The sequence below is a fragment of the Pseudomonas sp. NPDC090201 genome, from assembly GCF_044746825.1.
In the GTDB taxonomy this organism is placed as follows: Bacteria; Pseudomonadota; Gammaproteobacteria; order Pseudomonadales; family Pseudomonadaceae; genus Aquipseudomonas; species Aquipseudomonas putida_AD.
The window spans coordinates 102437-109495 of the sequence record NZ_JBIVCX010000016.1; the positions used below are offsets into that span (position 1 = coordinate 102437).

6 protein-coding genes are annotated in these 7059 nt (G+C 61.4%); 3 read left to right on the forward strand and 3 right to left on the reverse strand.

Translation table 11 applies throughout. The features are described 5' to 3' along the window. Positions 1-125: 125 nt before the first annotated feature. A complete protein-coding gene (locus tag ACIPOO_RS25715; protein ID WP_400610730.1) occupies positions 126-1343 on the reverse strand; it encodes an MFS transporter in 1218 nt (405 codons plus the stop codon). Positions 1344-1485: 142 nt separating this feature from the next. Between ACIPOO_RS25715 and ACIPOO_RS25720 the strand changes: the two genes are divergently transcribed. Next, positions 1486-2736, forward strand: a complete 1251-nt coding sequence (locus tag ACIPOO_RS25720) for a serine hydrolase domain-containing protein (protein ID WP_400610732.1) — start codon at positions 1486-1488, stop codon at positions 2734-2736. 45 nt (positions 2737-2781) lie between these two features. Here ACIPOO_RS25720 and gloA read toward each other — a convergent pair whose 3' ends face one another. Continuing rightward, positions 2782-3309 (reverse strand): lactoylglutathione lyase, encoded by a 528-nt coding sequence (gene gloA / locus ACIPOO_RS25725; protein WP_400610734.1) that lies wholly within the window; start codon positions 3307-3309, stop codon positions 2782-2784. A 326-nt stretch (positions 3310-3635) separates the two neighbouring features. On the opposite strand from gloA, the gene ACIPOO_RS25730 reads away from it, so the two are divergent. Both ACIPOO_RS25730 and ACIPOO_RS25735 read left to right on the forward strand, forming a co-directional pair. Next, the gene (locus ACIPOO_RS25730) at positions 3636-4196 is read left to right on the forward strand and encodes a tat (twin-arginine translocation) pathway signal sequence (protein WP_274133421.1); all 561 of its coding nucleotides are present in this window, start codon (positions 3636-3638) and stop codon (positions 4194-4196) included. Between the two features lie 11 nt (positions 4197-4207). Further along, positions 4208-5776, forward strand: coding sequence for a GMC family oxidoreductase (locus ACIPOO_RS25735; protein WP_400610736.1), 1569 nt, complete (start codon positions 4208-4210; stop codon positions 5774-5776). A gap of 81 nt (positions 5777-5857) precedes the next feature. Here ACIPOO_RS25735 and ACIPOO_RS25740 read toward each other — a convergent pair whose 3' ends face one another. Beyond that, positions 5858-6787: an AEC family transporter gene (locus tag ACIPOO_RS25740; protein WP_400610738.1), complete on the reverse strand. Its 930-nt coding sequence runs from the start codon at positions 6785-6787 to the stop codon at positions 5858-5860. Positions 6788-7059 lie beyond the last annotated feature (272 nt).

Below are 7059 nucleotides of genomic sequence, written 5' to 3' on the forward strand. Positions count from 1 at the left end.
GCCCTTGAGGCGGTGGTTTTGTTTCCGGGGTACACACACCTGTAGGAGCGCGCTTGCCCGCGACAGGGGTGGGTCAGACGCCGCTGCTGTCATCTGGCCCGCCGCTGTCGCGGGCAATCGCGCTCCTACGGTGTGCTTCGTGCTACGGCCGGGCGCAGCCGCCACACCAGCCGCACGGCCGTGATCAACCAGTTCAGCACCGCCACCCCCAGCAGAATCCCCAGCATGGTCGACAACCCATGCTCGACGATCACTTTGCCCGCCAACAGCGGAAAGCCGAACACGCCGATGAAATACGAAAGGCTGAACAACAGCAGCGACTGGGTCGTGGTGCCGGTCGGTGCTTCGTTCGCCGCCAGACCATTGATCACCGAATAGGTCAGGCCGTACCCGACGCCGAGCACGATGGCGGCCAGCAGATAGCCCAGGCTGCTGCTCACCTGAAACTGAAACATCAGCACCGACACCACGATCAGCCCCGACAGCAGGCAGGACATCACATACGGATCGCGCTTGACCACGATCCCCGCCACCAGCATCCGCCCGCTAATGGCGGCGCCCATGAAGCCTGCGAAAAACAGCGAATAATCCAGCGAGCGTGCCTGGGCATAGCTGGTCTGGAAACTCGACAGCCCACCGAAAATCGCGCCACCCAGGCCCACCATCACAATCGCGAACACCGCCTTGGAACGCAGCACGCTCAACGCACCGGCCAGGGACAGCTTCGAGGCGACCGCGCCCGACTGGTCCGGCAGCTTCCTGAGCGCATCAGCCAGCCGCCAGAACACCAGGACGCCCATCAGGCTCGCCAGCGCCGCCAGCACGAATGCCCAGGTGATGGGCAGACCGGCCTGGCTCGCCAGCCTGCCGAGCAGCGGCGCCGAACCGATGCCGCTCATCATGCTGCCCGACAGCAGCGCGAAATAGCGGGCGCGCTGGGCGGGCTCGACCATCATCGCCACCATGATCGGCCCGAGGGTGTAGAACACGCCCCAACCGATCCCCAGCACAAAGCCGAACAGCACCACCAGTTGAAACTGACTGGCACTGACTGCGAACCCCAGATTGGCCACCACCAGCGCAATCCCGCACAGCGCAACCGAGCGGGCTGCGCCGAGGCGATCACACAGATGGCCGGAAAGCACCACTGCAACGAAGGTGCTGACCATGGCGGCTGAAATGATAGTGCCGGCATTCTTCTCGTTACCACCGTGGCTGCTCATCAACAGCGACAGCAGGAATGTCGAGCCATAGGCCATCGACAGCAGGTAGCTGGCCAGGCAAAACAGGCTGAACAGGCGAGGGGACGGTTTAGAGTTGGCTGGGGACGGCTGTTCGATCATTTGAATTGTTCTGTTCGAAAAAACGAACGGCTAGTCTGATCGGCCCAGGCCTTTTGTCACATACAGAATTACAAAACTCAGGTTAAGAGATTCTGTAACTGTATTGTGCTAAATCGTCCCGATTCCTACACAAGGATGTTCCATGATTGCACGCGTTGTTTGCCGTTCGTTTCAGCGTATTCACCCGCTGATGCTGTCGTTGGGCATGCTGACTCTTGGCGCTGGCTCCCATGCCTGGGCCGATGATTATGAATACCCACACGCTCACGAGCCGATCGGCAGCGTCGAGCAGATCTACGAAGGCACCATGCTGCCGGATCTGGCCGTCAGCACCTATCGCAACATCGACCGCCTGTTTCCCTCGCGCACCATCAGCGCGGGCGGCCACACCTACCCGTTGCCGCGATACCACAAGCAACTGGAAAACGTGCAGTTCACCTGGCAGGACAAGAAGTACGACCTGTTCGACTACGTGGCGCTGGACAGCGTGACGGCGATGCTCGTGCTCAAGGACGGCCAGATCGCCTACGAGATCTACCAGTTCGGCAACACCGAGAAAACCCGCTGGATGTCGATGTCGGAGGCGAAATCCATTACCTCGACGCTGGTGGGCGCGGCGATCCGTGACGGCTATATAAAGAGCGTCGATGACCTGGTGACCGACTACGTACCTCGCCTAAAAGGCACCGCTTACGAAGGCGTCACACTGCGCAACGTGCTGATGATGGCGTCCGGGGTGAAGTGGACAGAGGCCTTCACCGACCCTCAATCGGATCGCCGGGCACTGCTGCGTGCGCAGATGTCGCAGACACCAGGGGCGGCCATGGCACTGATGGCCAGCCGGCCAAGAGCGGCCCAACCCGGCACGGTGAACAACTACAACACCGGCGAAGCGCAGGTGCTGGCCGAGGTCGTGCGCAGTGCGGTGAAGATGCCCCTGGCTGATTACCTCACGCAGAAGATCTGGCACCCCATGGGCATGGAGCACGACGCCAAGTGGTGGCTGGACTCACCCAACGGCATCGAAATCGGCGGCAGCGGCATCAGCGCCACGCTGCGGGATTTCGGGCGTTTCGGGATGTTTTTCATGAACCAGGGCAAGATCGGCGGCCAGTCGATCCTGCCCGATGGCTGGGTCAGGCAGGCCACCTCTTCGACCACCCTCAAGGACGGCAAACCGCTGGCCTACGGCTACATGTGGTGGCCGGCCCAGACCGAGCAATCGATCAAGGACGGTGCCTATTCGGCCATCGGCATGCAGGGCCAGAACATCTACGTTAATCCGGCGCAGAAAGTGGTGATCGTCACCTTCGGCGCCCAGCCCAAGCCGCTGCGCCGGACGCTGGTTTCACCGGTGGCGTTTTTCGACGCCGTGGTGGCGGCGCTCGACTGACATCGCCACGAAAGCCGCCCAAGGGCAGGGCGGCTTGCAGGCTGATTACTGGCCCAGATTGCCCAGCAGGTCAGCCTGAACGATCTCCACCCAGTATTCGTCCGGATCGCTGATAAAGGCTACGTGCTTCATGCCTTTGTCCAGGCGTTTGACGAAGGGCACGTCCAATGACTCGAAACGCGCGCAGGCCGCCTCGATGTCCGGCACCGAGAAACAGATGTGCCCGAAGCCGCGTGGGTCCTTGTTGCCATTGTGGTAATGCGAGTCATCGCTTTCGCTGCCCCAGTTGTGGGTCAGTTCCAGCACCGACTCGCGGCTGAAGGTGTAGCTCATCCGCGCTGCGTCATCCTCCGGCACCTCGACGCCCTTGGTCATCGCCAGGAAAAACAGCGAAAACTTCGCCTCTGGAAAATCCACCTTGCGCAGCAAACCCATGCCCAGCACCCGCGTATAGAAATCCAGCGAACGCGCCGGATCCTTCACCCGCAACATCGTGTGGTTGAACACGTAATCCTGAGTGACGGCATCGGGCGTTGTGCAGACACCGGGTTGGGTTTCGCTCTGGAAGGACATGGCAGGCTGCTCGTGAGGAGTGGTCAGGCAGTTTAGAAAGCCGCCGGGCGGGCGAGGTAATACTGGATTACTACTGTGCGGACTGTAGGAGCGCGCTTGCCCGCGACCTGCCGGGAACCGGCAGCGAACCCTGCCCACGCGGTGAGTCTGAAGCTCGGTGTTTGCGGGTTTTACGGCGGGTTTGCCGCCGGTCGCGGGCAAGCGCGCTCCTACACAGGGTGGGCTTATAACCACGTAGTAGACCGCTATTACCTTGTGCCCGGCAGCGCTACTACTATCAATTGAGCTCTATTGCACCGACAACAAAAATAACAAGGACAAAAGCCATGAGAGACCTGATGCTCGATCGTCGCCGCTTCCTGCAGGGCAGTGGCGGATTGCTGTTGGGAACCCTGTTGTTTACCTCCGGACCTATAGCATTGCTGGCGCCGAGCAGGACCTGGGCGCTGGAGATGAGCACGCTGGACAGCGCCACCGGCAGCAAGCTGTTGCTGGTGATCCGTAGGATTTTCCCCCATGACACCATGGAAGATGCCGTCTATGCATTTTCCGTCAAAGCCCTGGACGAGAAGGCTGCTCAGGATCCGGGTATCGCCGATCTGCTGAAGAAAGGCCTGGCCGATCTCGATCAGCGCGCAGGTGGCGACTGGAGCAAGCTTGCCGAGGACAAACAGGTGAGCCTGCTCAAGGACGTACAGGGCGAGCCGTTTTTCGCGCTGGTGCGCGGCACCTCGGTCAACACCCTGTACAGCAACGAACTGGCCTACCAGCACTTCGGCTATGAAGGCGCGTCCTTTCCCAAAGGCGGCTACATCCACCGCGGATTCAACGACCTGAAATGGTTGCCGAACCCGCCTGTCGATGCCAGCCCGGCTGTACCTGCCTGAGGAGAGAAATCATGACGACTTACAATTTCGACGACGACTCGGTGGTGGTCATCATCGGTTCCGGGGCAGGCGGCGGGACCCTGGCCAACGAGCTGTGCCAGAAGGGCGTGCCGGTGGTGTTGCTGGAGGCGGGCACGCGCCAGTCCCCGGGCACCTTTATCAACGATGAATGGCCGTCGTTTTCCCAGTTGTCCTGGGGCGACGTGCGCACCACCTCCGGCTCCTGGCGGGTGGCCAAGGATTTCCCCAATCTGCCGGCCTGGATCTGCAAGACGGTTGGCGGCACCACCACGCACTGGGCTGGCGCCAGCCTGCGGTTTCAGGAACACGAGTTTCGTGCGCTGCAGACCTACGGACCGGTCAAGGGCGCGGATCTTCTGGACTGGCCCGTCACCCTGGCGGAGCTTGAACCTTACTATGCCCGTGCCGAAGACAAGATGGGCGTGACCCGTACCAACGACATTCCCGGCCTGCCGGGCAACAACAACTTCAAGGTGCTGTACAACGGCGCGCAGAAGATGGGTTACAAGGAGTGTTCGACCGGGCACATGGCGATCAACAGCCAGCCGCGCAAGGACCGCGCCGGCTGCCAGCAACTGGGCTTCTGTTTCCAGGGCTGCAAGATGGGCGCGAAGTGGTCGACCCTGTACACCGAGATTCCCGCTGCCGAAGCCACCGGCAAGCTGGAGCTGCGCGCGCAATGCCACGTGGCGAAGATCGAGCACGACGACAAGGGCCGGGTCAACGCCGTGGTGTATTTCGATGCCCAGGGCAAGGAGCAACGCCAGAAGGCGCGGGTGGTCGCGGTGGCGGGCAATTCCATCGAAACGCCGCGTCTGCTGCTCAACTCCGCCAGCAGCCAGTTCCCCCATGGCCTGGCCAACGGTTCGGGCACGGTGGGCAAGTATTACATGCGCCACACCACCGGCAGCGTGTTCGCTTCGTTCAAGGAAGACGTGCATTTCTATCGCGGGACCATCATGGCCGGGATCATCAGCGACGAGATCCACCACAAGCCCGACCGTGGTTTCGTCGGTGGCTACGAGATGGAAACGGTATCGCTGGGGCCGTCGTTCCTGGCGGCGTTCTTCGATCCGGGCGCCTGGGGGCGCGACTTCACCAACGTGATGGAGCAGTACACCAAACTGGCGGCGATGTGGATCGTCGGCGAGGACATGCCCCAGGCCACCAACCGCATCACTCTCAACGACGGGGTCAAGGACCGCTTCGGACTGCCGGTGGCCAACGTGCACTACGATGACCACCCCAACGATCTGGCCATGCGCGAATACGCATTCAAGCAGGGCGAGGCGCTGTATTCATCGGTGGGCGCGGTGCAGACCTTCCGCGTGCCGCCGTACCCCTCGACCCACAACCTGGGCACCTGCCGCATGAGCGCCAGGGCAGAGGACGGCGTGTGCAACCAGCACGGGCAGAGTCATGAGATCCCCAACCTGTTCATCTCCGATGGCAGCCAGTTCACCACCAGCGCAGGGGAAAACCCGACATTGACCATCGTCACGCTGGCGATTCGTCAGGCGGATTTCATTGCCCAGGCGTTATCGAGTAAAGCGATTTGAGTAGGGCGGTGAAGCGTTGTTAACAGGTCAGACGCCGTCGCGGGCAAGCGCGCTCCTAAAAAAGGAGCGTGCTACTGCCGATTATCCGTTGATGTAATAGATGCACAGCGACAGGGTGACCAACGAGCCCAGGGTCGAAATCAGAATGGTGCTCGACACCACCGAGGCTTCGCGCTTGTAGTATTCGGCGAGCATGAACGGCCCGGTGCCGGTGGGCAGGGCGCTGAGCAGCAGGGCCGAGTTGGCCCATAGCGGCGGCAAGTGAAACACCCGGAATGCCAGGAACCAAGTCAGCAACGGATGCGCGACCAGCTTGATCAACACCAGAAGGCTCGTGCCATGGCGCGGGCCTTGTTGTTTCTGGGCCAGGAACAGCCCCAGCGAAATCAGCGCGCAGGGCGTGGTCGCGGCGCCTAGCAGGCTGAGAAACTTCTCCAGCGGCCCCGGCAACGGCGCCCCGGTGCTCGCCCAGCAGGCACCGAGAATCGGCGACACCACCAGCGGATTCTTCGCCAGCGCCAGCAGCACCTTGAGCACGATACGGTGCACATGGGCTTCGCTCTGCAAGCCGACTTCGATGCAGACCAGCGCTATGCCGAACAGCACGCAGACCACCAGCAGCGAGGCGATCAACGCCGGTTCCAGGCCACTCTGGCCCAGCACCATCACGCACAGCGGGATGCCGATGTAACCGGTGTTGGCGTAGGAGGCGCTCAGCGCATCGATACTGGCATCGGCAAAATGCCCGGCCTTCCTGCGACGAAGCAGCAGCGTGATGACGAACATCGTCATGGTCGACAGGGTAAACACCAGCACGAAACCAGGGTGCCAGATCTGCTCCCATGTGGCGGTGGCCGTGGCATTGAACAGCAGGGCGGGCAGGCACAGCCAGACCACCATTCGATTGATTTCCGAGGCGGCGGTCGGGCCGAGGCGATTGGTTCTGCGACACAGGTAACCGACCAGAATCAGGGCGAAGATCGGCAACAACACATTTAAAACGGAGGACATCGGATCCGGGCCTTGGCTCGCTGAAAGGGGCGTTGAAACAAGCGGCAAAGATTAAGGTTGAAAATCGTTAGCTTGCAACCTTTCTTGTCCAAAACCCCAAACTTCCTGTGCCCCACCGTTCCACCGCTCCACCGCTCCACCGGCAAGCCGTGCTGCTACGCAAGCGGGTAGTCCATCCCCTGTGGGAGATTCTATGGTTGAGGGCAAAGTTTTTTAGCCCTCTTTCCTGCCTGGTATGCGTCCTTGTTCTGCATCAGGGAAAATGCGACGCG

Excerpts from the sequence above, each read along its gene's own strand:
- ACIPOO_RS25715 (WP_400610730.1), bottom strand. The coding sequence starts at position 1,343 with ATGATCGAACAGCCGTCCCCAGCCAACTCTAAACCGTCCCCTCGCCTG.
- ACIPOO_RS25720 (WP_400610732.1), top strand. The coding sequence starts at position 1,486 with ATGATTGCACGCGTTGTTTGCCGTTCGTTTCAGCGTATTCACCCGCTG.
- gloA (WP_400610734.1), bottom strand. The coding sequence starts at position 3,309 with ATGTCCTTCCAGAGCGAAACCCAACCCGGTGTCTGCACAACGCCCGAT.
- ACIPOO_RS25730 (WP_274133421.1), top strand. The coding sequence starts at position 3,636 with ATGAGAGACCTGATGCTCGATCGTCGCCGCTTCCTGCAGGGCAGTGGC.
- ACIPOO_RS25735 (WP_400610736.1), top strand. The coding sequence starts at position 4,208 with ATGACGACTTACAATTTCGACGACGACTCGGTGGTGGTCATCATCGGT.
- ACIPOO_RS25740 (WP_400610738.1), bottom strand. The coding sequence starts at position 6,787 with ATGTCCTCCGTTTTAAATGTGTTGTTGCCGATCTTCGCCCTGATTCTG.